A 23,426-nucleotide genomic window follows, 5' to 3' on the forward strand; every position below is an offset into this window, starting at 1 on the left:
CCCGCCGAGGGTTCCTCTATGGGGATATGACCCCGATAATAATTCATAAGATAAACAAAGGAGAATAGCATTATGGCTATCAAGAAGTATGGCCCCACTACTCCGGGCCGCCGCGGCATGACCGTCACGGATTACAGCGTCCTGTCCAAGGTCGCTCCCGAGCGCAGCCTGCTGGAGCCCATGAAGAAGCACAGCGGCCGCAACAACACCGGTCGCATCACCGTCCGTCATCAGGGCGGCGGCAACCGCACCAAGTATCGTGTCATCGACTTCAAGCGTCAGAAGACCGATATGCCCGCTACCGTCAAGACTCTCGAGTACGATCCGAACCGCAGCGCATTCATCGCTCTGGTCGAGTACACCGATGGCGTCAAGAGCTACATCATTGCTCCCGATGGCCTGAAGGTGGGCGATGTGGTCGTCAGCAGCAAGTCTGCCGATATCAAGCCCGGCAACTGCCTGCCCTTCGAGAACATCCCCGTCGGTACCATCATCCATAACATCGAGCTGTATCCCGGCCGCGGCGCTCAGCTGGTTCGTTCCGCTGGCAACATGGCTCAGCTGATGGCTAAGGAGAATGGCTACGCTCTGGTTCGTCTGCCCTCTGGTGAGATGCGCAACGTGCCCGTGAACTGCACCGCAGTCATCGGTCAGGTTTCCAACATCGACCACGAGAACGTCAACCTGGGCAAGGCTGGCCGCAAGCGCCACATGGGCGTTCGTCCCGGCAGCCGTGGTACCGTCATGAACCCCTGCGACCATCCCCACGGTGGTGGCGAGGGCCGCGCACCTGTTGGTCACTCCGGTCCTATGACTCCCTGGGGCAAGCCCGCTCTGGGTCTCAAGACTCGCAAGCATCATAAGCGCTCCGATAAGCTGATCGTGAAGCGTGCAGGTAAGTAAGAGAGGAGTTTAAGACAATGGGTAGAAGCATTAAAAAAGGACCTTTCGTCCAGGCTGCTCTTATGAAGCACGTTGAAGCGATGAACGCTTCCGGCAAGAAGCAGGTCATCAAGACCTGGAGCCGCGCCTCCACGATCTTCCCCGAATTCGTTGGTCACACCTTTGCCGTCCACGACGGCCGCAAGCATGTGCCTGTGTATGTGACTGAGGACATGGTTGGCCACAAGCTGGGTGAGTTCGTTCCCACCCGTACCTTCAAGGGCCACACTGGTAATTCTAAGTAATAGAGGGAGGAACACAACATGGAAGCTCGGGCAATTCTTCGTTATGCCCGCATTAGTCCTCGTAAGGTGTCTATCGTTATGGACCTGATCCGTAACAAGCCCCTGGACGAAGCGCTGGCAATCCTGCAGTACACCCCGAAGGCAGCTTGTGAGCCCCTTCTGAAGCTGGTGAAGTCTGCAGCCGCTAATGCGGAAAACAACTTCAATATGGACAAGAACAACCTCTACGTCGCCGAGTGCTACGTCTGCCCCGGCCCGACGCTGAAGCGCATGATGCCTCGTGCACAGGGCCGCGGCTACCGCATCCTGAAGCGCACCAGCCACATGACCGTTGTTCTGAAAGAGAAAGAGTAAGGAGGGAAAACAATGGGCCAGAAAGTAAATCCGCACGGCATTCGTGTCGGCGTTATTAAAGACTGGGACAGCCGCTGGTTTGCCTCCAAGAAGGATTTCAGCGATAACCTCGTCGAGGACCACAAGATCCGCACTGAGCTGAAGGCTCAGCTGAAGGATGCTGGTGTGCCCAAGATCGAGATCGAGCGTACTGTGGACCCGTCCACTTCCGCTCCTCGCGTAACTGTCAACATCTACTGCGCTAAGCCCGGCATGGTCATCGGCAAGGGCGGCGAAGAGCGCGTTGCTCTGCAGAACAAGCTGACCAAAGAGTATGGCAAGACTGTCATCGTCAACGTCATCGAGGTCAAGAGCGCTGCTACCAACGCTCAGCTGGTCGCTGAGGATATCGCTCGTCAGCTGGAGAACCGCGTGACCTTCCGCCGTGCCATGAAGCAGTGCATGCGCAATGCCATGAGCCCCCGCGATCGCGCAACCGTTCCCGCAAAGGGCATCAAGGCAATGTGCTCCGGCCGTCTGGGCGGCGCTGATATCGCTCGTACCGAGAGCTATCACGAGGGCACCATCCCCCTGCAGACCCTGCGTGCTGACATTGACTACGGCTTTGCAGAGGCTGCTACCACCTACGGCCGCATCGGTGTCAAGGTGTGGGTCTACAAGGGCGAAGTCCTGAAGAGCGCTAAGACCGCTCAGAAGAAGGAAGGAGGCAACAAGTAATGTTACTGCCTAAGCGTGTTAAGTATCGCCGCGTCCAGCGCGGCCGCATGACCGGTAAGGCTACCCGCGGCAACGTGGTGTGCCAGGGCCAGTACGGCCTTGTTGCTCTGGAGCCGGCATGGATCTCTTCCACCCAGATCGAGGCTGCTCGTGTTGCCATGACTCGTTACATCAAGCGTGGCGGCAAGGTGTGGATCAAGATCTTCCCCGATAAGCCCGTAACTGAAAAGCCCGCTGAGACCCGCATGGGTTCCGGTAAAGGCTCTCCCGAATACTGGGTCGCTGTTGTGAAGCCCGGCCGCGTTCTGTTCGAGCTGGCAGATGTCGATGAGACCACTGCCCGTGAGGCTCTGCGTCTGGCTATGCACAAGCTGCCCATCAAGTGCAAATTTGTTGTCCGTGAGGACTCCGTGAAGGAGGATGGCACCAATGAAGGCTAATGAACTCCGCGAAATGCAGACCGCAGAGCTGACCAGCAAGCTGGCAGACCTGAAGGCCGAGCTGTTTAACCTGCGCTTCCAGCATGCCATCAACCAGCTGGAGAACCCCGGCCGCATCGAAGCAGTCAAGAAGGACATCGCCCGCGTGATGACCGTTCTGGCTGAGAAGCAGTAAGGAGGTTAAACGATGGAAGAACGTAATCTGAGAAAGACCCGCGTCGGCGTCGTCGTGTCCGACAAGATGGATAAGACCATCGTGGTTGCCGTTAAGGATAGCGTGCAGCACCCCCTGTACAAGAAGATCCTGAAGCGTACCGCCAAGTTCAAGGCTCGTGATGAGCAGAACGAGTGCGGCATCGGTGACCGTGTTGAGATCATGGAGTGCCGCCCCCTGTCCAAGGATGTGCGCTGGCGCCTGGTCCGTATCGTTGAGAAGGCAAAGTAATTTGCCCGCTGCTTTGAACAGTTTGAAAGGAGATATCTGATATGGTTCAGATGCAAACTTATCTCAAAGTTGCCGACAACACCGGTGCCAAGGAGCTGATGTGCTTCCGCGTGCTGGGCGGCACCCGCAAGAGATACGCAAACATTGGTGACGTCGTGGTCTGCTCTGTCAAGAAGGCAGCCCCCGGCGGCTCCGTTAAGAAGGGCGACGTCGTCAAGGCTGTCATCGTGCGCAGCAAGCATGGCGTGCGCCGCGACGACGGCTCCTACATCCGTTTCGATGAGAACGCCGCCGTTATCGTCATGGCCGACAAGAGCCCCAAGGGTACCCGTATCTTTGGACCCGTTGCTCGCGAGCTGCGTGATGCCGGCTACACCAAGATCCTGAGCCTGGCTCCGGAATCGCTGTAAGGAGGTTTTAAAAATGAATAATCTTCATGTTAAAACCGGCGACAACGTTATGATCATCAGCGGCAAGGACAAGGGCCACACTGGTAAGGTCCTGCAGGTCAGCCCCTCTGAGAACAAGGTCATCGTTGAGGGCCAGAACATGGTTACCAAGCACGTCAAGCCTCGTCGTCAGGGCGAGCAGGGCGGCATCGTCAAGGCTGAGGGTGCTATGTACGCATCCAAGGTCATGCCCATTTGCCCCAAGTGCGGCAAGGCCGTGCGTGTGGGCCACGTCGAGAAGGACGGCAAGATGGTTCGCGTCTGCAAGAAGTGCGGCGCTGAGCTGTAAGAAAGGAGTAAGGAACAATGGCTCGTTTGAAAGAACAGTATGTCAATGAAATTGCTCCTGCTCTGAACTCCAAGTTCGGTTACAAGAGCGTCATGCAGATCCCCAAGCTGGACAAGGTCGTCATCAACGTTGCCTGCGGCGAAGCCAAGGACAACGAGAAGATCCTGGAAGCTGTCATGAAGGATCTGGGCCAGATCACTGGCCAGAAGGCAGTCGTCTGCCGTGCCAAGAAGAGCGTTGCTAACTTCAAGCTGCGCCAGGGCACTCCCATCGGCTGCAAGGTCACCCTGCGCGGTGAGCGTATGTATGAGTTCGTCGATCGCTTCTTCAACATCGCACTGCCCCGTGTCCGCGACTTCCGCGGCATCAACGGCAACGGTTTTGATGGCCGCGGCAACTTTGCATGCGGCATCAAGGAGCAGATCATCTTCCCCGAGATCGACTTCGAGAAGGTCGATGCAGTCCGCGGCATGGATGTCTGCTTTGTCACCACTGCCAAGACTGACGAAGAGGGCAAGGAGCTGCTGAAGGCTCTGGGCGCTCCGTTCGCAGAGAACAACTAAGGGAGGAGATTTCTACAATGGCTAAACTGTCTATGAAGCTGAAGCAGTCTCGTCCTGCTAAGTTCTCTACCCGTGCATACACCCGCTGCCGCATCTGCGGCCGTCCCCACTCCGTGCTGCGCAAGTACGGCGTGTGCCGTGTGTGCTTCCGTGAGCTGGCCTACAAGGGCGAGATCCCGGGCGTGAAGAAGGCTTCCTGGTAATCAAGCCAGAGGGCCGGATAATTTGTCGGATATCCGCCCCGGGGCAACGATGTTTCGGGGCGGTATCATTATAAAACAAACGAGAGCTAATCTAAGGAGGTTAGTGGCAAATGCAGATTACTGATCCTATCGCGGACCTGCTGACTCGCATCCGCAACGCTAGCACTGCCAAACACCCTTCTGTGGAGATCCCCGCTTCCAACATGAAGAAGGCTATCTGCCAGATTCTGGTTGACGAGGGCTACATCAAGGGCATGCAGGTCAAGAACGACACCGTTCAGGGCACCATCGTTGTCACCCTGAAGTATCAGGCTAACGGCGAGCCCGTTATCGCTGGTCTGCGCCGCGTGTCCAAGCCCGGCCTGCGCATCTACACCAACTGCGAGGATATGCCCAAGGTCATGAAGGGCCTGGGCACCGCAATCATTTCCACCTCTAAGGGCATCATGACTGATAAGGCTGCACGTGCTGCACACGTCGGCGGCGAAGTCCTGGCCTACGTGTGGTAAGAAAGGGGTAAAAGACAATGTCGAGAATTGGAAGAAAACCCATCGTCATTCCTGCCGGCGTTACTGTCACTGTCGATGAGGCAGCACATCACGTCGCCGTCAAGGGCCCCAAGGGCAGCCTGAATTCCAACTATCATCCCCTGATGACCGTCAAGGTCGAGGGCAATGAAGTTCTGGTTACTCGCCCCAATGACGAACCCCAGGCCCGCAGCCTGCACGGCCTGACCCGTACCAACATCGCCAACATGGTGAACGGTGTTGTGAACGGCTACGAGAAGAAGCTGGAGATCGTGGGCGTTGGTCTGCGCTGCCAGAAGCAGGGCTCCAACCTGGTCATGAACCTGGGCTTCTCTCATCAGGTGAACATTCCTGATACTGAGGACTGCACCATCGTGTGGCAGGATCCCAACCACTTCACCGTTACCGGTATTGACAAGCAGAAGGTCGGCCAGTATGCTGCCGAGATCCGCGCCAAGAAGCCGCCCGAGCCTTACAAGGGCAAGGGCATCCGCTACGAGGGCGAGGTTGTCAAGCACAAAGAAGGCAAGGCCGGCAAGGGCAAGAAATAAGGTAAGGAGTGAAAGACAATGGTTAAGCAGATCGACAAGAACGAAGCTCGTCTTCGTCGTCATCGCCGCGTTCGTAACAAGATTAGCGGCACCGCAGCACGTCCTCGCCTGGATGTTTTCCGCTCCGCCAAGCACATTTACGCTCAGATCATCGATGATGAGCAGGGCGTGACTCTGGTGTCGGCTTCTACTATGGACAAGGACTTCAACGGCAACGGCGGCAACGTCGAGGCCGCTGCTGAGATCGGCAAGAAGATCGCAGCAAAGGCTCTGGAAAAGGGCATCACCGAGGTCGTGTTCGACCGTGGTGGCTACGTTTATCATGGCCGTGTTAAGGCCCTGGCTGATGGCGCCCGTGAGGGCGGCCTGAAGCTGTAATGAGAGGAGGAAACACATTATGGCTATGAGAAACCGTGAAGACGACGGCATGATCACCAAGGTTGTCTCCATCAACCGCGTTTCCAAGACTGTCAAGGGCGGCCGCATCATGAAGTTTGCCGCTCTGGTTGTCGTGGGCGACGGCAAGGGCACCATCGGTTACGGCATCGGCAAGTCCGGCGAAGTGCCTGAGGCAATCCGCAAGGGCGAAGCTGCTGCTAAGAAGAACATGCACAAGGTTGCCCTGAAGGGCACCACCATCCCCCACGAGATCGTCGGCAAGTACGGCGCAGGCGCCGTTCTGCTCAAGCCGGCTGCACCTGGTACCGGTATGATCGCCGGCGGCCCTGTGCGTGCCGTCATTGAGGCTGCTGGCATCAAGGACATCCGTGCGAAGTCTATGCGTTCCAACAACCCCATCAACGTTGTTTCTGCTACCTTCGCAGGTCTGTGCGGCCTGGTCAGCGCTGAGTCTGTCGCTGAGAAGCGCGGCAAGACCGTGAAAGAAATTCTGGGTTAAGGAGGTAACAAACCATGGCAGATAAGATGCTCAAGATCGAGCTGAAGAAGAGCCTGATTGGCCGCGGCGCTAAGCAGATCGCTACCGCTGAGGCTCTGGGCCTGAAGAAGCCGGGCGACGTTACCGTTCAGCCTGACAATGCCGCTACGCAGGGCAAGATCGCAAAGATCGGCTTTATGCTCAGCGTCACCGAAGCCTAATAGCAGGGGGTATACGCATAATGAAACTTCATGAATTGCACGCGATTCCCGGCGCAAACAAGGCTGTGACCCGTAAGGGCCGCGGCATTGGCTCCGGCAATGGCAAGACTGCCGGCTTCGGCAGCAAGGGCCAGAAGGCCCGTTCCGGCGTGAAGCACGCTGGTTTCGAGGGCGGCCAGATGCCTCTGGCACGCCGCCTGCCCAAGGTTGGCTTTAACAACATCTTTGCTACCCAGTACGCCATCGTCAACGTGGCTGATCTGGAAGCTGCTTTCAATGCCGGCGATGTCGTCGATACCGAGGCTCTGAAGGCAAAGGGTCTGGTCAAGAAGACCCTGGACGGCGTTAAGGTTCTGGGCAACGGCGAGCTGACCAAGGCTCTGACCGTGAAGGCCGCAGCCTATTCCGCTTCTGCCAAAGAGAAAATCGAGAAGGCAGGCGGAAAGGCTGAGGTGATGTAAGGTGTTCCAGACATTCCGTAACGCATGGAAGATCCCCGAGCTTAAAAATCGTCTCCTGTTCACGCTGGCGATCCTCGTGGTGTACCGTCTGGGCTGTGCCATCCCCGTTCCGTTCGTTTCCGGCTCTGCGCTGACGCAGATGTTCGCAAACGGCGACATGCTCTCCTATCTGAACATGATGAGCGGTGGTGCTCTGGCCCGTTGCACGCTCTTCGCGTTAGGTGTGACACCCTATATCAACGCCTCCATTATTGTGCAGCTGCTCACCGTGGCAATTCCCGCGCTGGAAAATCTGGCAAAGGAAGCCGACGGCCAGCAGAAGCTGCAGCAGATCAACCGGTACGCAGGTGCTGTGGTCGCTCTGATCATGAGCATCGGCTACTACTTCGTGATCCGCAATATGGGCGCACTGAAGTATGTTTCCGGCGGTGCCGGCATCTTTGCCGCCATCGTCATCATCGCAACCTTTGTGGCCGGCGCACAGCTGATCACATGGTGCGGTGAGCAGATCGATGACAAGGGCATCGGCAACGGTGTCTCGCTCATCATCTTTGCTTCGATCGTCTCCAACTGGTCTTCGCTGTACACCTCTGTCAAGGGTCTGCTGACTCAGGCAGCGTCCGGCAAGCCTCAGTACTACTTCTTCCTGCCGCTGCTGATCGTGCTGGCACTGGTGGCTGTGGTCTTCGTGGTCGTCATGACCAACGCAGAGCGCCGCATCACCATTCAGTACGCAAAGCGCGTGGTAGGCCGCAAGCAGATGGGCGGTCAGAACAGCTATCTGCCCCTGAAGCTGAACATGAGCGGCGTTATGCCCATCATCTTCGCTTCGGCTCTGGTGTCCATCCCGGGCACCATCGGCAGCTTCCTGCAGATCGACCAGCAGGCACACCCGGTGTGGTATGCATTCTTCCACACCTTCAACTACACCTCCTGGCTGTACGTTGTGATCTACCTGCTGCTGATTCTGGCATTCAACTACTTCTATGTGGCCATCCAGTACAACCCTGTTGAGATCGCCAACAATCTGCGCCGCAACAACGGCTCGATCCCCGGCTTCCGTCCCGGCAAGCCGACCAGCGATTTCATCACCCGCACCCTGAACAAGATCACCCTCATCGGTGCCATCTTCCTGGCTGCGGTGGCTGTGCTGCCGATCATTCTGGGCAACCTGACCGGCATGAGCATCCAGCTGGGCGGTACCAGCCTGCTGATCGTGGTTGGTGTGGCACTTGATACCACCCGCAGCCTCGACAGCTTCATGACGATGCGCAACCACAAGGGCTTCCTTGGTTGATCCACAATAATTAAGATGTGAGAAAGCACTGGAAAGGAGAGTACGCTCGAACTTTTCAGTGCTTTTTTACTTTTTTGGAGTTTACATCCTCTAACAAAGGAAAGGAATGATCCTATGAATTTGATCCTGTTGGGCGCACCTGGTGCTGGTAAGGGCACTCAGGCCGAGATCATCTGCGCCAAGCTGAACATCCCCTCCATCAGCACCGGCAACATTCTGCGCGCTGCTGTCAAGGAAGGCACCGAGATGGGCCTGAAGGCAAAGAGCTTTATGGACGCTGGCGCTCTGGTGCCCGATGAGGTCATCATCGGCATCCTGAAAGAGCGTCTGGCTCAGCCGGACTGCGCAAACGGCTTCATTCTGGACGGTGTGCCCCGCACCATCGCTCAGGCCGAGGCCATCGAGACCATGGGCATCCGCATCGACAAGGTGCTGGAGCTGCAGGTCGAGGACAATGTGATCGTTGACCGCATGAGCGGCCGCCGCGTCTGCGAGAAGTGCGGCGCAAGCTACCACATCGTCAACAAGAAGAGCAAGGTCGAGGGTGTGTGCGACCTGTGCGGCGGCAAGACCGTCATCCGCAAGGACGACCAGCCTGCCACCGTGCTGGATCGTCTGAAAGCATATCATGAGCAGACCGAGCCGCTGGTGGAGTTCTACCGTACCCGCGGCAAGCTGGCAGAGATCAAGTTCTGCCCCTCCATCGAGGAGACCACGGCTGAAGTCATGAAAGCTTTGGAGGCATAATCGTGATTCAGATCAAAAATGCGAAAGAGCTGGACGGCATGCGCAAGGCAAATGCCCTGAGCGCAGCTGCCCTGAAGTACGGCGGTGAGCATATCGAAGCAGGTATGACCACATGGGAATTGGATAAGCTGATCTACGACTTCATCGTGAAGCACGGCGGAACCCCCAATTTCAAGGGTCTGTATGGCTTTCCGGGCACGGCCTGCATCAGCCTGAACGATACCATCATCCATGGTATCCCTTCGCATGACATCGTCATTCGTCCCGGTGATATCGTCAGCATCGACACCGGCGCAAAGATCGACGGCTTCAATGGCGACAATGCCTGCACCTATGCGGTGGGTAAGGTCGATCTGGAAGCACAGCGTCTGCTGGACGTGACCAAGGCTGCTCTGTATAAGGGCATCGAGCAGGCTGTGGCCGGCAACCGCATCGGCGACATCGGCTATGCCGTGCAGAGCTACTGCGAGGATGCCGGTTTCTCGGTCGTCCGCGAGTTCGTGGGCCACGGCACCGGCCGTGAGCTGCACGAGGACCCGGAAGTGCCCAACTACGGTCATCAGGGCCGCGGCCCGCGCCTTGTGCCCGGCATGACCATTGCCATTGAGCCCATGATCTGCCAGTACGACTGCAAGATCACCCAGTCCAAGGACGGCTGGACCGTCAAGACCAAGGACGGTGGTCTGGCTGCGCACTTTGAGCACTCCAATGCGATCCTGAAGGATCACACTGAGATCATGACCCGCTTCTGGGATGACCCGGATTTTGACCCGGAAAAGTTCAGCCTGAAGTAAGCTAATCCCTGAAATATGAGAAGCGCCGCCTGTGAAGAGCAGAAATGCTCCGCCGCAGGCGGCGTTTTTGCAGGGACAGACCTGCTGTTTGTGCAATTATGACAACTTTTGGTGAAAAAGTTTCATCTTTGCGGTGGAGAAAAACCAAGACCGGGGAGAGAAAGGGCAGCTTTTGAATTTCGAGAATTTTTTATCGGAAATACGGAAAAAACCTCTTGCAAATTGACAACAAAAGGTGTATAATCTATAAATGGCTGTGGAAGCCAGATACTTCCTCGGCGGACAGGGATTTTCTGCCCGTTTTGCGGATTTTGTGCCGCGAAAGATGAAGTATGTGGCGATCATCGCCGCCTGTCCGTCTGTGGACCGGCACTGGAACTGGAGAACGCTGAAGCGGCAAGCTGCGGTCAAACGGGCGCAGGCACGTGAAAACCGCGGCGCTTTCAGGGTTCCAAGGCAAAGGCACCGGTTCAGGTTCAACGACAAACTGAGCAGATCCAATGAGGAGGCAAATAGCTTGTCTAAGGAAGACGTTATCGAGATCGAAGGCATTGTGCGTGAAGCCATGCCCAACGCCATCTTTAAGGTGGAAATGTTGAGCGAGGATAAGAACACCGGGAAGCTCACTCCCAGCGGTCACATCCTCTTAGCGCACATCTCCGGCAAGCTGCGGACCAATTTCATCCGTATCCTGCCCGGGGACAAGGTTACCGTGGAAATGTCGCCCTATGATCTTTCTAAGGGCCGCATCACCTGGCGCTCCAAATAAGCACCAGGGTATCAACCAAAAGGAGGTTCAACATCATGAAGGTCAAGCCTTCCGTGAAACCCATCTGCGAAAAGTGCAAGGTCATCCGCCGCAAAGGCCGCGTGATGGTCATCTGCCAGAACCCCAAGCATAAGCAGCGCCAGGGCTAATTCGGGCGCCTGGGGGTCAAGTGCGTAGAGTCCCGGCGCAGACCCCGACACTGACATGGGATGATTTTTGGAGGAAACTACTATGGCACGTATTGCCGGCGTTGACCTGCCCCGCGAGAAGCGCGTTCAGGTGGGTCTCACCTACGTTTATGGTATCGGCCAGACCACTGCTAACAAGATCCTGGAAGCAACTGGCATCAACCCCGATACCCGCGTCAAGGACCTGACTCTGGAAGAAGAGGCTAAGATCCGTGACTACATCGATCAGGCTAACATCATCGTTGAAGGCGACCTGCGCCGCAACGTTGCTCTGGACATCAAGCGCCTGGTTGAGATCCAGTCCTTCCGTGGCACCCGCCATCGCAAGAATCTGCCCTGCCGCGGCCAGCGTACCAAGACCAATGCACGTACCTGCAAGGGTCCCAAGCGCACTGTCGCTAACAAGAAGAAGTAAGGAGGATTTGAGAAATGGCAAGTGCAAATAATGCCAAGAAGGGCGCTAATGTCCGCATGAAGCGCAAAGAGCGCAAGAACATTGCTGCTGGTCAGGCTCATATCCAGTCTACCTTCAACAATACTGTTGTCACCATCACCGACCTGCAGGGTAATGCAGTGTCCTGGTGCTCCTCCGGCTCCCTGAACTTCCGCGGCAGCCGTAAGAGCACTCCGTTCGCAGCCCAGTCTGCTGCTGAGACCGCAGCCAAGGTTGCTATCGAGCATGGCATGAAGACCGTTGAGGTCTACGTCAAGGGCCCCGGCGCTGGCCGTGAGTCCGCTATTCGTGCGCTGCAGGCTACCGGCCTGGAAGTCACCCTGATCAAGGACGTGACTCCCATCCCCCACAATGGCTGCCGTCCCCCGAAGCGCCGTCGTGTCTGATCGAAGGAGGAAATTGAATTATGGCAAAGAATACGCAGCCTATCGCAAAGCGTTGCAAGGCCCTGGGCATTTCTCCTGCGGTCATGGGCTATGCAAAGAAGAATACCACCCGCAACTCCAATGGCAACATGCGCAAGAAGCAGTCTGAGTACGCATCTCAGCTGAAGGAGAAGCAGAAGGTCAAGTTTATCTACGGCGTTCTGGAAAAGCAGTTCCACAATGCTTACCTGCGTGCTGAGGCCCGCCCCGGCAAGACTGGTGAGAACCTGCTGCAGATCATGGAGTGCCGTCTGGACAACGTCGTGTTCCGTCTGGGCTTTGCTCAGACCCGCCGCGATGCTCGTCAGCTGGTGTCCCACGCTCACTTCACCGTCAACGGCAAGAAGGTCAACATTCCTTCTTATCAGGTGAAGGCTGGCGACGTGATCGAAGTGCGCGAGTCCAGCCGCAGCTCTGCAAAGTTTGCAAAGCTGACCGGCCCCGAGGCTCCCGTTGTTGCTCTGCCCGCATGGCTGAACCGTGAGACCGGTTCTCTGAAGGGTGTTGTCGCAAAGCTGCCCGAGCGCAGCGATATCGACTACGAAGTCGCAGAGCACCTCATCGTCGAGCTGTACTCCAAGTAATCCATTAAGAAGGCTGGGCCTTCCCCGTGGACGGCTCACTTTCGCATTCTTTTCTTTGAAAGAATTTAATAATGGGCCGGCGGCAGCGCCGGTTTGACAAGGAGGGCATAGATATGATGGAGATTGAACGTCCCAAAATCGAAACGGCAAGCCTGTCCCCGGACGGCCGCTACGGCAAATTCGTGGCAGAACCGCTGGAGCGTGGCTTTGGCATCACACTGGGCAATAGCCTGCGTCGTGTGCTTCTTTCCTCTCTGCCCGGTGTCGCCGTGACCAGCGTCAAGATTGATGGCGTGGTTCACGAGTTCTCCACCATTGAGGGCGTCAAGGAAGACGTTACCGAAATTGTCCTGAACCTGAAGGGTATTGCTGCAAAGCTGTACACCGATGGTCCGAAGACAGTGCGTGTTGAGGCAGTCGGCCCCTGTGAGGTCACCGCTGACAACATCAAGCAGGGCGACGACATCGAAATTCTGAACCCTGAGTGGCACATCGCAACCCTGGGCGAGGGCGGCAAGCTCGTCATGGAGCTGACCTTCGATAAGGGCCGCGGCTATGTGCCCGCAGAGCGCAACAAACAGGCTATCATCGAGAAGAACGATATCAACACTCTTCCCGTTGACAGCATTTACACCCCTGTGCTCAAGGTGAACTACAACGTCGAGAGCACCCGTGTTGGCCAGGCGATCGATTATGACAAGCTGACCATTGAGGTTTGGACCGATGGCACGATCAATGCGCAGGAAGCCGTTTCTCTGGCTGCCCGTGTGCTGACCGAGCACCTGAACCTGTTCGTCAACCTGTCCGATGAGGCAGCCGGCGCTGAGATCATGGTGGAGAAGACCAACGACGACAAGGAAAAGGCTCTGGAAATGACCATTGAAGAGCTGGATCTGAGCGTGCGTTCCTTCAACTGCCTGAAGCGCGCAGGCATCAACACGGTGGAAGATCTGGTCAGCAAGAGCGAGGACGAGATGATGAAGGTCCGCAACCTCGGTCGCAAGAGCCTGGAAGAGGTCATGGCAAAGCTGGACTCTTTGGGCTTCAAGCTGAACACGGATGACGATAACTAAAAATAATTAAGGAGTGAAACGGGATGCCCGGTACCAGAAAGCTCGGTAGAACCAGCGACAGCCGCAACGCTATGATGCGCGCTATGGTTACCTACCTGTTAGAGAATGGCAAGATTGAGACCACTGTCACTCGCGCTAAGGACGTTCGTTCCATGGCCGAGAAGATGATCAGCCTTGGCAAGGCAAGCGACCTGCACACCAAGCGTCAGGTTTATGCCTACATCACCAAGGAAGATGTTGCAAAGAAGCTGTTTGATGAGATCAGCCCCAAGTACGCTGACCGCAACGGCGGCTACACCCGCATCATCAAGATCGGCGCTCGCCGCGGCGACGCAGCTGAGATGGCAGTTCTGGAGCTGGTCTGATCTGCTCTGACTGTTTATAACAGTTTTTTAAGAGACTATCGTATTTTGTACGGTAGTCTCTTTTTTGCTTTCTCATTTTCAGGTGTTGGCATTGCGCCCGGCCCGTGGTATACTGACAATAGCATGTTTTCGGCCTTTGGCCGGACAAGTTTTCCACACAGAGGAGGCGCAGCGGTTGAAACATCCGAATCATTTTGGCCGGTGGTTGGCTTGCGTGCTGCTGTGCCTGCTTCTGGCAGGCTGCAGCATGCCCGGTGAACAGGTGCAGGTGGAAGAGCTTCTGCGTGCGCCCAAGCTTTCCGGTGATTACGGCGATGTGCAGACTGCCCTGAACGACTGGCTGGGGGAGAGCGCACAGCTCAAATATCCCATGCAGGGCGACCTGCTTTCGCCTTTCCTGCTGCAGGATCTGGACGGTGACGGCAGGCAGGATGCCGCCGTGCTTTACACCACCGCCCAAAGCTCCAACGTGTGCATTGCCATCCTGCAGAAGGATGATGCCGACATCTGGCATGTGCGCCAGAACGTAGAGGGCCTTGCAGACACGGTAGAGTCGGTGGGGCTGGCCCAGCTGCAGCCCGGCGATGCCACCCAACTGGTGGTGGGTTATACAGCGGCACAGGGCGACCATTATCTGGCTGTGTATTCCTACACCGACGGCGTGCTTTCCACGATCCTGGAGCAGCAGTACCAGCAGTATCTGGTGGAGGATATCACTGGCGGCGGCAATCAGGACCTGATCCTGATGTCTACGCTGGAGGACGGCGGCGTGCAGATCGAACTGCTGACCGTGGATAAAGAGGGCAGCTTCCAGCAGGTGGCTGTTATGGGCCTTTCCGCCAATCGGTTCGCCGGCTGCGCCTCGGTGGCGGCGGGTGTGGGTGCGGACGGCAGGCATTATCTGGTGCTGGATGGCTGGACCGGCATTTCCGGCAACAATCTGGCCAGCGTGCTGCTGCGTTTTGACGAGGACACGCAGCAGATGGTGCCTGCCGATCAGATCAGCACCGAAAAGCTTTACACCGCTTCCCTGCGCAATGTGCCCAGTCTGGTCAGTCAGGATCTGGACGGCGACGGCATCGTGGAGATCCCCACCCAGCCGGACGAAGCGGGCCTGCTGAACATGAGCCAGAGCCGCCGCATGGATTTTATCGTGTGGATGGACTATACCAGCCCGCACCCGGAAAAAAGCTTCGGGCTGCTGGACGAAGAGACCAACTGCTATATCGAGCTGCCCATGGAGTGGGAGGGCAACCTCAAACTGACCGACAGCGAACAATATGATGGCGCAGTGGAGCTGCGCACGGTGGACGAAGACCAGCTGGTAATGACCCTGCGTCTGGTGCGCACCACCTCCAGCCTGAAGGGCTGGACCCGCCTTGGCATCGTGGCATCCCGCCAGATGCAGGCGAAGCTTGCCCCGGATGTGGAGATCCGTGATAAAAATTACCGCCTGTCCAAGGCGCTGTATCTGCTCAACTAAAGAACGGAGGAACAGTTCATGGTACGAGTGCTTGTCGTTGAAGATGAAGCCAACATCCGCGAGATGATCGCGCTGAACCTGCGCCTTGCGGGCATGGAGGCTGTGGAGGCCGAAAGCGCCGAGGCGGCTCTGCCGCTGCTGGAGAAGAAGCCGGGCTGCGATGCGGCCATTCTGGATGTGATGCTGCCGGGCATGAACGGCTTCTCCCTGTGCGAGACCATCCGCCGCACCGATCAGAAGATCGGCATTATCATCCTCAGCGCCAAGGGACAGGAGCAGGACAAGATCCGCGGCCTTTCTATTGGTGCCGATGACTATATGACCAAGCCTTTCAGCGTAAGCGAACTGCTGGCCCGTGTGAAAGCGCTGTGCCGCCGCGTCGGCCGTACTGCAGGCGGGGACGAAAAAGAAAAGGAAAACCCGCTGGGGATGCTCACCAGCGGCGAATTTGTGCTGGACGAGAACCGCCGCGTGCTGCTCAAGGCAGGCCAGCCCATCGAGCTGACGCAGGTGGAATTCCAGATCATGGAGCTGTTCTTCCGCAACCCCGGCATTGCGCTGGTGCGCGAGAAGATCTTGAAGGGTGTCTGGGGCGAGAACTATTTTGGTGACGTGAAGATCGTGGATGTGAACATCCGCCGTCTGCGCATGAAGGTGGAGGATGAACCCAGCCATCCCACCCATATCCTTACTGTGTGGGGCTACGGCTACAGATGGGAAGAATGAGAAGCGGGATCACCCGCCGGTGGCTGCGGGGCAATCTGCTCATCACCGTGCTGCTGGTGCTGCTGGCCGAAACCATGTTCCTGTACAACTACACACGCAGCTATTATAACAGCGTGCAGCAGACCATGTACCGGCGGTTCTCTTCGGTGTCCGGCCAGCTGAAAATGTACACCGGCGATACGGTGCAGAGCACGGCGGCTACCCGCAGCGTGGCCCTGCGCCGCATGGTGGAGCAGTTTGCCGATAAGGACAAATACGAGTTCATGCTGCTGGACAGCTATGGCGGGGTCATTGCGTCCTCCAGCGGCACAAATGCGGACGGCATTGTGACCGGCACCGACTTTGAGCAGGCGCAGGAGGCTTCTGACGGCCTTGGTGTGGCGGTCTACCGCACCCAGTCCGGCGAGCTGGTGATGGCGGCCTGTTATCTGGTGCCCTATGCCGCCGAGGATGTGGCGGCGATGCGTCTTGTCACCAGCCTGACCCTTGTGGGAGCGCAGATCAAGAACGCCATCGCGGTAAGTGTTGTGATCGCGGCGGTGATCCTTGCTTTCACCGTGATGTCCGGCCTGTACTTCATCCGCAGCATCGTGGTGCCGCTGGGGCAGGTAGAGCGCACCGCAGCCAGCATCGCCCGGGGTGAGCTGGATGTGCGCCTGCCGGTCACTGGCAACGAGCACGACGAGGTGGACCGCCTGCGCGGCACCATCAACCAGATGGCCGAAGGGCTGGAAGAGACCGAGAAGATGAAGAACGAGTTCATCAGTTCCGTCTCTCACGAGCTGCGCACGCCGCTCACCTCCATCCGGGGCTGGGTGGAGACCCTGCGCACACTGGACGACCCGGCAGATGAGAACTACCGCAAGGGCCTTGAGATCATCAACAATGAGACGGGCCGCCTGTACAACATGGTGGAAGAGCTGCTGGATTTCAGCCGTCTGCAGAACGGCCGCATCCGTATGGACTGCCGCCCGCTGGACCTTGTGGCAGAGCTGACCGATGCGGTGCTGTTCTGTGAAGCACGCATCCAGCGCGAGGGCCTTGTGCTCAGCTACACCGAGCCGGAGGAGATGATCCCGGTCTATGCCGACCCGGACCGTCTGCGGCAGGTGTTCATCAATATCATGGACAACGCCATCAAGTACTCGGCCCCCGGCGGGCGCATCACGGTCAAACTGTGGGCGGGCGAATACAAGGCTTTTGCGGAGATCATCGATCAGGGCCGCGGCATCCCGCCGGAAGACCTTGAGAATGTCAAGACCAAGTTCTACAAGGGCAGTAATTCGGTGCGGGGCAGCGGCATCGGCCTTGCGCTGGTGGATTCCATCATGACTGCACTGGACGGCACCATGGACATCAAGAGCACGCTGGGCCGCGGCACAGTGGTCACACTGGGCTTGCCGCTGTACCATAAGGCGTGAAGATTTTGTCACAATTCTGTGGTAAAATAACCGGGAAAAATATGATCCGATAGGAGAACCCAATGAATCAACCCAAAAAGGAACGTTTCAAGACCAGCGTCGGCGGGCAGGCGCTGATGGAAGGCATCATGATGCGCGGCCCGAAGCTCATCTGCTGCGCCGTGCGCAAGCCGGACGGCACCATTGAGACCAAGATCGACCCTGTGAAGAACCACGGCATCTGGACAAAGATCCCGCTGGTGCGCGGTGCCATCTCCATGATCGAAAGCCTGATCGTGGGCTACCGCTACATGATGTACTCGGCTCAGGTGAGCATGGGTGACGACTACGACCCCGAAGAGGAAGAGACTGCCTTTGAAAAATGGGTGGGCGACCACTTGGGCAAAAAGGCAGAGGACGCACTGCTGGCCTGTGCTGCCGTACTGGGCGGCCTGCTGGCGATTTTGCTGTTCACCGTGCTGCCCACCCTCATCGTGGGCGGCGTGAACCACTTTGTGACATTGGGTCGCTGGGCCAAGGTGGTGCTGGAAGCGGTGCTGAAAGTTGGCATCTTCCTCACCTATATGGTGGCCATCTCCAAGATGAAGGAGATCCACCGCGTGTTTGAGTACCACGGTGCCGAGCACAAGACCATTGCCTGCTATGAGGCCGGTGATGAGCTGACCGTGGAGAATGTGCGCAAGTACACTCGGTTCCATCCGCGCTGCGGCACCAGTTTCCTCATTCTGGTGGTCATCGTCAGCGTGTTCCTCTACAGCGTGCTGCCGTGGGGCAGCATCGGTCTGCGGGTGCTGTTCAAGCTGCTGCTTCTGCCGCTGGTCATGGGCATCAGCTATGAGCTGCTCAAGTGGTGCGGCCGGTCGGACAACATCGCCACCCGCATCATCCGCCAGCCCGGTATCTGGGTGCAGCACCTGACCGTGTTTGAACCGGACGACAGCATGATCGAGGTGGCCATTGCCGCTGTGACCCCTGTGCTGCCCGAGGACCCGGAGGATGGAAGATGGTAATTGCTGGTTTGCCCCCGCGCGAAGCGGTGCGGGCCGTGGAAGCCCGGCTTTCCGCTGCAGGGTGTCCGGATGCCGATTACGATGCACGGGAGCTGTTCCGCGTGGCAGCCGGGCGGGATGCCCGCCTTTCCGACCGGGTGCTGACCACGGAGGAAGCGGAAAAGCTGGAAGCCCTCTGCACGCGCCGTGAGCAGCGGGAACCGCTGCAATACCTGTGCGGGATCTGGAGCTTTCTGGATTTTGACCTTGCCGTTGGCCCCGGTGTGCTTTGCCCCCGGGCAGACACTGAGGTGGTAGCGGAAGCGGCTGCCAATTCCCTGACGGGCATTGCCGCGCCCCGGGTGCTGGATCTCTGCGCGGGGACCGGCTGTCTGGGGCTGGGCGTCAAGCGCTTCTGCCCGGCGGCGCAGGTGACCTGCGTGGAAAAAAGCCCGGAAGCCTTTGTTTATCTGGAAAAGAACTGCCGCTGCGCCCTGAAAGGGCAGGGCGGGCAGACGGAGGACTTGCTGGAGCCTACCGCGTTTGAGCAGGCAGATGTCCCGGCCTTTGACTGGGGGCCGGCGCTGAACGCTCTGCGCGCAAAGGCAAAGCCAGCCTATGCGGTGCAGCCGGTGGAAGGCGACCTGTTCACCTACTGGCAGGGCCTGCCGGAAGGGCAGCTTGATCTGATCGTATCCAACCCGCCCTACCTCACCGCCGAGGAGATGCGGCATCTGCAGCCCGAGGTGGCGCAGGAACCGGCCATGGCGCTGGAAGCAGGAAAGGACGGCCTTGTGTTCTACCGTGCCCTTGCAGAGCATTACCAGAATGCACTGCGGCCCGGCGGCGCACTGGTGCTGGAGATCGGCTGGCAGCAGCGGCAGGCTGTGGCGGCACTGCTGGCTGCAAACGGCTGGGCAGACATTGAGTGCCGCAAGGATTTTGGCGGCAATGACCGGTGCATGATCGCCCACAGACCCGAAAAATAAAAGTGAAAACAGAAACAACTTCTCGTTGTAATATTTTGATTTTGTGGTATACTATACTGGAAAGTATACGGACAGCCCGCGCACGGCGGGCAGCAGGAAGAAAAGGAGCAGCACGCTATGGCAAAAAATCAGAACAACAACACCGTTGCCCCGGCGACCAAAAAGACCGAGCCGGAGGCCAAAAAGGATGCGCTGGCCACTGCGCTGGCCCAGATCGAAAAGCAGTTCGGCAAGGGTGCCGTGATGAAGCTGGGGGATAACGCCTCCATGCAGGTGGATGCCATTTCCACCGGCAGTCTGGGTCTGGATCTGGCTCTGGGCGTGGGCGGTGTGCCCCGCGGCCGCATCATTGAGGTGTACGGCCCGGAATCCAGTGGTAAGACCACGCTGGCTCTGCACATCCTGGCCGAAGCCCAGAAGCAGGGCGGCGAAGTGGCCTTCATTGACGTGGAGCACGCACTGGACCCCACCTATGCCGAAGCGCTGGGCGTGGATATCAACAATCTGCTGGTCAGCCAGCCGGACACCGGCGAGCAGGCCATGGAGATCTGCGAAGCACTGGTGCGCTCCGGTGCCATCGATGCCATCGTGGTGGACTCGGTTGCCGCCATGGTGCCGAGGGCTGAGATCGAGGGCGAAATGGGCGACAGCCATGTGGGCCTGCAGGCCCGCCTGATGAGTCAGGCCATGCGCAAGCTGACTTCGGTCATCGGCAAGACCAACACGGTCTGCGTCTTCATCAACCAGCTGCGTGAAAAAGTGGGCGTGATGTACGGCAACCCGGAGGTCACCACCGGCGGCCGCGCCCTGAAATATTACGCCTCGGTGCGCATCGACATCCGCCGCGTGGAGGGCCTGAAGGACTCCTCCGGCCAGTTCATCGGCAACCACACCCGCGCCAAGATCGTCAAGAACAAGGTGGCACCTCCGTTCCGTGAGGCAGAGTTCGATATCATGTTCGGCGAGGGCATTTCCAAGATGAGCGAACTCATTGATGTGGGTGTGAAGCTGGGCATCGTGCAGAAGAGCGGCGCATGGTTCAACTATGGCGATGTCCGTCTGGGTCAGGGCCGTGACAACGCAAAGCAGTTCCTGAAGGACAATCCCGAGATCGCAAACGACATCGAGGGCCAGATCCGCGCCAATGCCGATAAGCTGTACGCATCCCGCCGCCCGGCAGGCAAGGGCGCTGCGGCCAAGGCCGAGGAACCCGCCAAGGCTGCAGATGCCAAGGAGCCGGTGGTCAAGGCTCCTGCCCGCAGCAGCGAGAGCGAACTGGATATCATGGTGGAGGACTAAATGTCCTTTTATAAACGCCGCCGCCCGAAGCAGGAAGAAGAAAAGTGCGCCGACCCGGCCAAGGCCCGCGCCCGCGCACTGGATGCGCTGGCCTCGCGCGAGATGTCCTCGGCACAGCTGTATGAACGGCTGTGCTATGGCTTTACCGAGCAGGCTGCAGCGGCTGCTGTGGCTGAGATGGTGGAGCTGGATTACGTAAACGATGACCGCTATGCCGAAGCCCGGGCACACAGCCTGCTTGCCGCCCGCAAGAGCCGCCGTGCGGCGGCCCAGAACCTGCGGCAGAAGGGACTTTCCGGCGCGCAGATCGAGCAGGCGCTGGAAAGCGTCTATGCCCCGGACACAGACGGCGAAAGCCCGGAGCTGGAAGCTGCCGCCGCTCTGGTGCACAGCCGCTACATGAAAAAGCTGGCCGATGGCCGCCGCGACCTTGTGGTGGCCGCCCTGCAGCGCCGCGGCTTTGCGTATTCGGTCATAAAAGAAGCGATAAAAAGAGCGGAAGAAGAATAAAAAGCACCCCTCAAAAGAGAAAGAGAGTATCATCCCCTATGAAAATTGCGTGTATTTCCCTTGGCTGCCCCAAGAATCAGGTCGATCTGGATGTGATGGTGCACATCCTGCTGTCTGCCGGCCACGAGACCGTGGCCGATCTGGCCGAAGCAGATGTGATCCTTGTGAACACCTGCGGCTTCATCGAGAGCGCCAAGACCGAAGCCATTGAAAACATTCTGGAAGCCTGCTCCTACAAGCAGCAGAACCCGGAGCTGAAGGTCATCGTCACCGGCTGTCTTGCCGAGCGCTACCGCAGCCAGATCGAGGAAGAGATCCCCGAGGTGGACGCGGTGGTGGGCTGTGCCTCCAACAAGGCCATCGACACCATCGTGGACCGCCTGTTCCATGGTGAGGACCATCTGGAAAGCTACGGTGCCAAAAAGGACTTTCCGCTGGGCGGCAAGCGTGTCATCGGCACGCCTGCCCACTATGCGTACTTAAAGATCGCTGAAGGCTGCAACAACCGCTGCCACTACTGCGCCATCCCCGGCATCCGCGGCCCGCTGCACAGCCGCGATATGGCCGACTGCGTGGCCGAAGCCCGCTGGCTGGCCGGTGAGGGCGTGAAAGAGCTGATCGTGGTCGCACAGGACCCCACCGCTTACGGCGAGGACTGGGGCAAGCCTGGCAGCATCTGCGAGCTGCTGGATAAGCTGAACAAGGTGCCGGGCCTCGAGTGGATCCGCATTATGTACGCTTACCCGGAGCGCATCACGGATGAGTTCATTGCCGCCATGAAGCGCAATGAGAAGGTGGTGCCCTATCTCGATCTGCCCATCCAGCACTGCAATGACACCATCCTCAAGAATATGAACCGCCGCTCCAACCGCGCCGAGCTGCTGGAGGTGATCGGCAAGCTGCGCCGCGAGATCCCCGGCATCACCCTGCGCACCACTCTGATCGCAGGCTTCCCCGGCGAGACCGAGGAGCAGTTCGAGGATCTGTGCAATTTTGTCAAGGAAGTAAAGTTTGATCGTCTGGGCTGCTTTGCCTATTCTGCCGAGGAGAACACCGTTGCTGCCAAGATGGACGGCCAGATCGAGCAGGAAGTCAAGGACAAGCGCGCCGAACTGGTGATGCAGATCCAGACCGGCATCATGGCCCAGAAGCAGGCCGAAAAGGTGGGCCAGACCGTGCATGTACTTTGCGACGGCATCGACGAGGAGAGCGGTCTGTACCTGTGCCGCACCACTGGCGATGCTCCTGAGGTGGACGGCAATGTGTGCGTTTCCAGCGAGGAGCCGCTGTACCCCGGCCAGTTCTACGATGTTCTGGTGGACGACAGCGACCTTTACGATCTGTATGGCACTGTTGCAAAATAACAAATTGGAGGAATCTGTATGAATCTGCCCAATAAACTTACCCTGACCCGCATCCTGCTGGTGCCCGTGTTCATGATCTTTGCGTCCCTGACCGGTCTGAGCGGCATCGCGGATGGCTCCTTCCAGCCGACGTATTACCTGATCGCAGGCATCGTCTTTGCTGCCGCCAGCTTTACTGATTTTCTGGACGGCCATCTGGCCCGCAAGTGGAACATGGTGACCGATTTCGGCAAGTTTGCCGACCCGCTGGCCGACAAGCTGCTGACCACCGTGGCCTTCATCTACATGATGCGGGACGGCGTGTGCAGCCCGGTGGTGCTGTGCATCATTCTGGCCCGCGAATTTGCTGTGTCCGGCCTGCGCATGGTGGCTGCCGGCGCAAAGGACGGCAAGGTGATCGCCGCCAACATGTGGGGCAAGGTGAAGACCGTGCTGCAGATGCTGAGCATCATCTTCTACTTCTTTGGCATGGCGATTGCGGCGAATGTGTCCTGGGATGCCACGGTCATGGTTGTGGGAGCCTCGGTGGTGCTGTGCTGGCTGGTGGCTGCCGTGACGGCCATTTCCGGCATCAAATACCTGTGGGACAACCGCAGCTTCATCAACACCGCAAAATAAAGCGTTTTTTGAAAAAGGGCAGGGAGACCTGCCCTTTTTCAAATTTT

36 protein-coding genes are annotated in these 23,426 nt (G+C 58.0%); all 36 read left to right on the forward strand.

Annotation, left to right across the window (positions count from 1 at the left end):
- The first annotated feature begins 72 nt into the window (after positions 1–72).
- The 36 genes from rplB (at position 73) to pgsA (ending at position 23,379) form a co-directional block, all read left to right on the forward strand.
- Complete coding sequence (gene rplB, locus DXA66_RS02320; protein ID WP_097777144.1) at positions 73–903, forward strand: 50S ribosomal protein L2; 831 nt, start codon at positions 73–75, stop codon at positions 901–903.
- A 17-nt stretch (positions 904–920) separates the two neighbouring features.
- Positions 921–1,187, forward strand: coding sequence for a 30S ribosomal protein S19 (gene rpsS / locus DXA66_RS02325; RefSeq protein WP_005921883.1), 267 nt, complete (start codon positions 921–923; stop codon positions 1,185–1,187).
- A gap of 18 nt (positions 1,188–1,205) precedes the next feature.
- Positions 1,206–1,541, forward strand: a complete 336-nt coding sequence (gene rplV / locus DXA66_RS02330; protein WP_005921882.1) for a 50S ribosomal protein L22 — start codon at positions 1,206–1,208, stop codon at positions 1,539–1,541.
- Between the two features lie 12 nt (positions 1,542–1,553).
- Positions 1,554–2,258 (forward strand): 30S ribosomal protein S3, encoded by a 705-nt coding sequence (gene rpsC, locus DXA66_RS02335; RefSeq protein ID WP_005938023.1) that lies wholly within the window; start codon positions 1,554–1,556, stop codon positions 2,256–2,258.
- Complete coding sequence (rplP, locus tag DXA66_RS02340) at positions 2,258–2,698, forward strand: 50S ribosomal protein L16 (protein ID WP_097774397.1); 441 nt, start codon at positions 2,258–2,260, stop codon at positions 2,696–2,698. Before rpsC ends, rplP begins: the two co-directional genes overlap by 1 nt.
- Entirely contained in the window at positions 2,688–2,873 is a 186-nt protein-coding gene (rpmC, locus tag DXA66_RS02345) for a 50S ribosomal protein L29 (RefSeq protein WP_005921879.1), read from the forward strand. The genes rplP and rpmC overlap by 11 nt, the downstream gene beginning before the upstream one ends.
- Positions 2,874–2,885: 12 nt before the next feature.
- Positions 2,886–3,143 carry a 30S ribosomal protein S17 gene (rpsQ, locus tag DXA66_RS02350; RefSeq protein WP_005938017.1) on the forward strand — a complete coding sequence of 86 codons (258 nt, stop codon included), beginning with the start codon at positions 2,886–2,888 and terminating at the stop codon, positions 3,141–3,143.
- A gap of 41 nt (positions 3,144–3,184) precedes the next feature.
- Positions 3,185–3,553, forward strand: coding sequence for a 50S ribosomal protein L14 (gene rplN, locus DXA66_RS02355; RefSeq protein WP_005938014.1), 369 nt, complete (start codon positions 3,185–3,187; stop codon positions 3,551–3,553).
- Between the two features lie 13 nt (positions 3,554–3,566).
- The gene (rplX, locus tag DXA66_RS02360) at positions 3,567–3,881 is read left to right on the forward strand and encodes a 50S ribosomal protein L24 (protein ID WP_005934911.1); all 315 of its coding nucleotides are present in this window, start codon (positions 3,567–3,569) and stop codon (positions 3,879–3,881) included.
- A 17-nt stretch (positions 3,882–3,898) separates the two neighbouring features.
- A complete protein-coding gene (rplE, locus tag DXA66_RS02365; protein WP_005938011.1) occupies positions 3,899–4,444 on the forward strand; it encodes a 50S ribosomal protein L5 in 546 nt (181 codons plus the stop codon).
- 17 nt (positions 4,445–4,461) lie between these two features.
- On the forward strand, positions 4,462–4,647 hold the full coding sequence (locus DXA66_RS02370) for a type Z 30S ribosomal protein S14 (protein ID WP_005921866.1): 186 nt from the start codon (positions 4,462–4,464) through the stop codon (positions 4,645–4,647).
- A 110-nt stretch (positions 4,648–4,757) separates the two neighbouring features.
- Positions 4,758–5,156: a 30S ribosomal protein S8 gene (gene rpsH, locus DXA66_RS02375; RefSeq protein ID WP_005938007.1), complete on the forward strand. Its 399-nt coding sequence runs from the start codon at positions 4,758–4,760 to the stop codon at positions 5,154–5,156.
- 17 nt (positions 5,157–5,173) lie between these two features.
- A complete protein-coding gene (gene rplF / locus DXA66_RS02380) occupies positions 5,174–5,725 on the forward strand; it encodes a 50S ribosomal protein L6 (protein ID WP_005938003.1) in 552 nt (183 codons plus the stop codon).
- An 18-nt stretch (positions 5,726–5,743) separates the two neighbouring features.
- Positions 5,744–6,103 (forward strand): 50S ribosomal protein L18, encoded by a 360-nt coding sequence (gene rplR / locus DXA66_RS02385; RefSeq protein ID WP_005938000.1) that lies wholly within the window; start codon positions 5,744–5,746, stop codon positions 6,101–6,103.
- A gap of 19 nt (positions 6,104–6,122) precedes the next feature.
- Positions 6,123–6,623, forward strand: a complete 501-nt coding sequence (gene rpsE / locus DXA66_RS02390; protein ID WP_005937997.1) for a 30S ribosomal protein S5 — start codon at positions 6,123–6,125, stop codon at positions 6,621–6,623.
- Between the two features lie 14 nt (positions 6,624–6,637).
- Entirely contained in the window at positions 6,638–6,823 is a 186-nt protein-coding gene (gene rpmD, locus DXA66_RS02395) for a 50S ribosomal protein L30 (protein ID WP_005934904.1), read from the forward strand.
- A 20-nt stretch (positions 6,824–6,843) separates the two neighbouring features.
- A complete protein-coding gene (rplO, locus tag DXA66_RS02400; protein ID WP_005934902.1) occupies positions 6,844–7,284 on the forward strand; it encodes a 50S ribosomal protein L15 in 441 nt (146 codons plus the stop codon).
- Between the two features lies 1 nt (position 7,285).
- The gene (gene secY / locus DXA66_RS02405; protein WP_005937994.1) at positions 7,286–8,581 is read left to right on the forward strand and encodes a preprotein translocase subunit SecY; all 1,296 of its coding nucleotides are present in this window, start codon (positions 7,286–7,288) and stop codon (positions 8,579–8,581) included.
- A gap of 114 nt (positions 8,582–8,695) precedes the next feature.
- Positions 8,696–9,328, forward strand: coding sequence for an adenylate kinase (locus DXA66_RS02410; RefSeq protein WP_005937991.1), 633 nt, complete (start codon positions 8,696–8,698; stop codon positions 9,326–9,328).
- A 2-nt stretch (positions 9,329–9,330) separates the two neighbouring features.
- Positions 9,331–10,122 (forward strand): type I methionyl aminopeptidase, encoded by a 792-nt coding sequence (gene map, locus DXA66_RS02415; RefSeq protein WP_097777145.1) that lies wholly within the window; start codon positions 9,331–9,333, stop codon positions 10,120–10,122.
- Positions 10,123–10,639: 517 nt separating this feature from the next.
- Complete coding sequence (infA, locus tag DXA66_RS02420; protein ID WP_005937979.1) at positions 10,640–10,891, forward strand: translation initiation factor IF-1; 252 nt, start codon at positions 10,640–10,642, stop codon at positions 10,889–10,891.
- A gap of 35 nt (positions 10,892–10,926) precedes the next feature.
- Positions 10,927–11,040, forward strand: a complete 114-nt coding sequence (gene rpmJ / locus DXA66_RS02425) for a 50S ribosomal protein L36 (RefSeq protein WP_005921832.1) — start codon at positions 10,927–10,929, stop codon at positions 11,038–11,040.
- A gap of 82 nt (positions 11,041–11,122) precedes the next feature.
- Entirely contained in the window at positions 11,123–11,494 is a 372-nt protein-coding gene (gene rpsM, locus DXA66_RS02430; protein ID WP_005937976.1) for a 30S ribosomal protein S13, read from the forward strand.
- 14 nt (positions 11,495–11,508) lie between these two features.
- Positions 11,509–11,919 (forward strand): 30S ribosomal protein S11, encoded by a 411-nt coding sequence (gene rpsK / locus DXA66_RS02435; RefSeq protein WP_005934894.1) that lies wholly within the window; start codon positions 11,509–11,511, stop codon positions 11,917–11,919.
- Between the two features lie 20 nt (positions 11,920–11,939).
- A complete protein-coding gene (gene rpsD, locus DXA66_RS02440; RefSeq protein ID WP_005937973.1) occupies positions 11,940–12,542 on the forward strand; it encodes a 30S ribosomal protein S4 in 603 nt (200 codons plus the stop codon).
- 113 nt (positions 12,543–12,655) lie between these two features.
- Positions 12,656–13,615 carry a DNA-directed RNA polymerase subunit alpha gene (locus tag DXA66_RS02445; protein ID WP_044953267.1) on the forward strand — a complete coding sequence of 320 codons (960 nt, stop codon included), beginning with the start codon at positions 12,656–12,658 and terminating at the stop codon, positions 13,613–13,615.
- A 23-nt stretch (positions 13,616–13,638) separates the two neighbouring features.
- Positions 13,639–13,980: a 50S ribosomal protein L17 gene (gene rplQ, locus DXA66_RS02450; RefSeq protein WP_005921819.1), complete on the forward strand. Its 342-nt coding sequence runs from the start codon at positions 13,639–13,641 to the stop codon at positions 13,978–13,980.
- A gap of 175 nt (positions 13,981–14,155) precedes the next feature.
- Positions 14,156–15,463 (forward strand): hypothetical protein, encoded by a 1,308-nt coding sequence (locus DXA66_RS02455; RefSeq protein WP_223388546.1) that lies wholly within the window; start codon positions 14,156–14,158, stop codon positions 15,461–15,463.
- Positions 15,464–15,481: 18 nt separating this feature from the next.
- Positions 15,482–16,189 (forward strand): response regulator transcription factor, encoded by a 708-nt coding sequence (locus DXA66_RS02460; protein ID WP_005937958.1) that lies wholly within the window; start codon positions 15,482–15,484, stop codon positions 16,187–16,189.
- Positions 16,186–17,610, forward strand: a complete 1,425-nt coding sequence (locus tag DXA66_RS02465; protein WP_097777147.1) for a HAMP domain-containing sensor histidine kinase — start codon at positions 16,186–16,188, stop codon at positions 17,608–17,610. The genes DXA66_RS02460 and DXA66_RS02465 overlap by 4 nt, the downstream gene beginning before the upstream one ends.
- A 62-nt stretch (positions 17,611–17,672) precedes the next feature.
- The gene (locus tag DXA66_RS02470; RefSeq protein WP_005937952.1) at positions 17,673–18,620 is read left to right on the forward strand and encodes a DUF1385 domain-containing protein; all 948 of its coding nucleotides are present in this window, start codon (positions 17,673–17,675) and stop codon (positions 18,618–18,620) included.
- Complete coding sequence (locus DXA66_RS02475) at positions 18,614–19,588, forward strand: HemK/PrmC family methyltransferase (protein ID WP_118526583.1); 975 nt, start codon at positions 18,614–18,616, stop codon at positions 19,586–19,588. The genes DXA66_RS02470 and DXA66_RS02475 overlap by 7 nt, the downstream gene beginning before the upstream one ends.
- Before the next feature lie 117 nt (positions 19,589–19,705).
- Positions 19,706–20,887 (forward strand): recombinase RecA, encoded by a 1,182-nt coding sequence (gene recA, locus DXA66_RS02480; RefSeq protein WP_118526585.1) that lies wholly within the window; start codon positions 19,706–19,708, stop codon positions 20,885–20,887.
- Complete coding sequence (locus DXA66_RS02485) at positions 20,888–21,397, forward strand: regulatory protein RecX (RefSeq protein WP_118526587.1); 510 nt, start codon at positions 20,888–20,890, stop codon at positions 21,395–21,397.
- Between the two features lie 38 nt (positions 21,398–21,435).
- Entirely contained in the window at positions 21,436–22,761 is a 1,326-nt protein-coding gene (gene rimO / locus DXA66_RS02490) for a 30S ribosomal protein S12 methylthiotransferase RimO (protein ID WP_118526589.1), read from the forward strand.
- Between the two features lie 18 nt (positions 22,762–22,779).
- Positions 22,780–23,379 (forward strand): CDP-diacylglycerol--glycerol-3-phosphate 3-phosphatidyltransferase, encoded by a 600-nt coding sequence (gene pgsA / locus DXA66_RS02495; RefSeq protein ID WP_118526591.1) that lies wholly within the window; start codon positions 22,780–22,782, stop codon positions 23,377–23,379.
- Positions 23,380–23,426: the final 47 nt, after the last annotated feature.

It is taken from the genome of Faecalibacterium sp. OF03-6AC (genome assembly GCF_003478175.1).
Taxonomy (GTDB): domain Bacteria; phylum Bacillota; class Clostridia; order Oscillospirales; family Ruminococcaceae; genus Faecalibacterium; species Faecalibacterium taiwanense.

Coding starts and splice junctions, on each gene's coding strand:
- DXA66_RS02445 (WP_044953267.1), top strand. CDS start 12,656: ATGATGGAGATTGAACGTCCCAAAATCGAAACGGCAAGCCTGTCCCCG.
- rpsD (WP_005937973.1), top strand. CDS start 11,940: ATGGCAAAGAATACGCAGCCTATCGCAAAGCGTTGCAAGGCCCTGGGC.
- rimO (WP_118526589.1), top strand. CDS start 21,436: ATGAAAATTGCGTGTATTTCCCTTGGCTGCCCCAAGAATCAGGTCGAT.
- rpsM (WP_005937976.1), top strand. CDS start 11,123: ATGGCACGTATTGCCGGCGTTGACCTGCCCCGCGAGAAGCGCGTTCAG.
- rpmJ (WP_005921832.1), top strand. CDS start 10,927: ATGAAGGTCAAGCCTTCCGTGAAACCCATCTGCGAAAAGTGCAAGGTC.
- rpsE (WP_005937997.1), top strand. CDS start 6,123: ATGGCTATGAGAAACCGTGAAGACGACGGCATGATCACCAAGGTTGTC.
- rpmC (WP_005921879.1), top strand. CDS start 2,688: ATGAAGGCTAATGAACTCCGCGAAATGCAGACCGCAGAGCTGACCAGC.
- rplO (WP_005934902.1), top strand. CDS start 6,844: ATGAAACTTCATGAATTGCACGCGATTCCCGGCGCAAACAAGGCTGTG.
- rplR (WP_005938000.1), top strand. CDS start 5,744: ATGGTTAAGCAGATCGACAAGAACGAAGCTCGTCTTCGTCGTCATCGC.
- rplQ (WP_005921819.1), top strand. CDS start 13,639: ATGCCCGGTACCAGAAAGCTCGGTAGAACCAGCGACAGCCGCAACGCT.
- rplX (WP_005934911.1), top strand. CDS start 3,567: ATGAATAATCTTCATGTTAAAACCGGCGACAACGTTATGATCATCAGC.
- rpsQ (WP_005938017.1), top strand. CDS start 2,886: ATGGAAGAACGTAATCTGAGAAAGACCCGCGTCGGCGTCGTCGTGTCC.
- DXA66_RS02485 (WP_118526587.1), top strand. CDS start 20,888: ATGTCCTTTTATAAACGCCGCCGCCCGAAGCAGGAAGAAGAAAAGTGC.
- DXA66_RS02460 (WP_005937958.1), top strand. CDS start 15,482: ATGGTACGAGTGCTTGTCGTTGAAGATGAAGCCAACATCCGCGAGATG.
- rpsS (WP_005921883.1), top strand. CDS start 921: ATGGGTAGAAGCATTAAAAAAGGACCTTTCGTCCAGGCTGCTCTTATG.
- DXA66_RS02475 (WP_118526583.1), top strand. CDS start 18,614: ATGGTAATTGCTGGTTTGCCCCCGCGCGAAGCGGTGCGGGCCGTGGAA.
- rpsC (WP_005938023.1), top strand. CDS start 1,554: ATGGGCCAGAAAGTAAATCCGCACGGCATTCGTGTCGGCGTTATTAAA.
- DXA66_RS02410 (WP_005937991.1), top strand. CDS start 8,696: ATGAATTTGATCCTGTTGGGCGCACCTGGTGCTGGTAAGGGCACTCAG.
- DXA66_RS02470 (WP_005937952.1), top strand. CDS start 17,673: ATGAATCAACCCAAAAAGGAACGTTTCAAGACCAGCGTCGGCGGGCAG.
- rplP (WP_097774397.1), top strand. CDS start 2,258: ATGTTACTGCCTAAGCGTGTTAAGTATCGCCGCGTCCAGCGCGGCCGC.
- rpmD (WP_005934904.1), top strand. CDS start 6,638: ATGGCAGATAAGATGCTCAAGATCGAGCTGAAGAAGAGCCTGATTGGC.
- rplB (WP_097777144.1), top strand. CDS start 73: ATGGCTATCAAGAAGTATGGCCCCACTACTCCGGGCCGCCGCGGCATG.
- rplE (WP_005938011.1), top strand. CDS start 3,899: ATGGCTCGTTTGAAAGAACAGTATGTCAATGAAATTGCTCCTGCTCTG.
- rplV (WP_005921882.1), top strand. CDS start 1,206: ATGGAAGCTCGGGCAATTCTTCGTTATGCCCGCATTAGTCCTCGTAAG.
- rplF (WP_005938003.1), top strand. CDS start 5,174: ATGTCGAGAATTGGAAGAAAACCCATCGTCATTCCTGCCGGCGTTACT.
- pgsA (WP_118526591.1), top strand. CDS start 22,780: ATGAATCTGCCCAATAAACTTACCCTGACCCGCATCCTGCTGGTGCCC.
- rpsH (WP_005938007.1), top strand. CDS start 4,758: ATGCAGATTACTGATCCTATCGCGGACCTGCTGACTCGCATCCGCAAC.
- DXA66_RS02465 (WP_097777147.1), top strand. CDS start 16,186: ATGAGAAGCGGGATCACCCGCCGGTGGCTGCGGGGCAATCTGCTCATC.
- DXA66_RS02370 (WP_005921866.1), top strand. CDS start 4,462: ATGGCTAAACTGTCTATGAAGCTGAAGCAGTCTCGTCCTGCTAAGTTC.
- rplN (WP_005938014.1), top strand. CDS start 3,185: ATGGTTCAGATGCAAACTTATCTCAAAGTTGCCGACAACACCGGTGCC.
- recA (WP_118526585.1), top strand. CDS start 19,706: ATGGCAAAAAATCAGAACAACAACACCGTTGCCCCGGCGACCAAAAAG.
- rpsK (WP_005934894.1), top strand. CDS start 11,509: ATGGCAAGTGCAAATAATGCCAAGAAGGGCGCTAATGTCCGCATGAAG.